The following is a 375-nucleotide window of genomic DNA, read 5'->3' as shown; positions in this document are numbered from 1 at the left end:
ATGGCAGCGAGTTCATCGCCGCCGCCGTCCAGACCTGGCTCAGGCAGATCGGCGTGAAGACGCTCTACATCGCCCCGGGATCGCCATGGGAGAACGGCTACAACGAGAGCTTCAACGGCTCGCTGCGGGATGAGCTGCTGAACGGCGAGATCTTCTACACCCTCGCTGAAGCCAGGGTGCTGATCGAGGCGTGGCGGCGTCACTACAACACTGTCCGACCGCACAGCAGCCTCGGCTATCGACCACCCGCCCCGGAAGCGGCGACACCGCCATTGCCGGCCTCCGGTTCCGCTTCGCTCCACCTCCGACCGGCAATGGCGGCGGAGACGACAATGCACTAACTATCAACCCGGACCACCCGGTGGGGGCTGCTCA

1 protein-coding gene is annotated in these 375 nt (G+C 65.3%); it reads left to right on the top strand.

The genetic code is table 11. The features are described 5' to 3' along the window. Window positions 1-341 (top strand): integrase core domain-containing protein (locus AX702_RS01545; protein ID WP_029721137.1); only part of this gene is annotated, 341 nt, incomplete at its 5' end. Window positions 342-375: the final 34 nt, after the last annotated feature.

This window comes from Sphingomonas sp. CCH5-D11 (assembly GCF_001557395.1).
Lineage (GTDB): Bacteria > Pseudomonadota > Alphaproteobacteria > Sphingomonadales > Sphingomonadaceae > Sphingomonas.
Note: the sequence above shows the minus strand (reverse complement) of the source record. Positions and strands in the feature narration are given on the sequence as shown.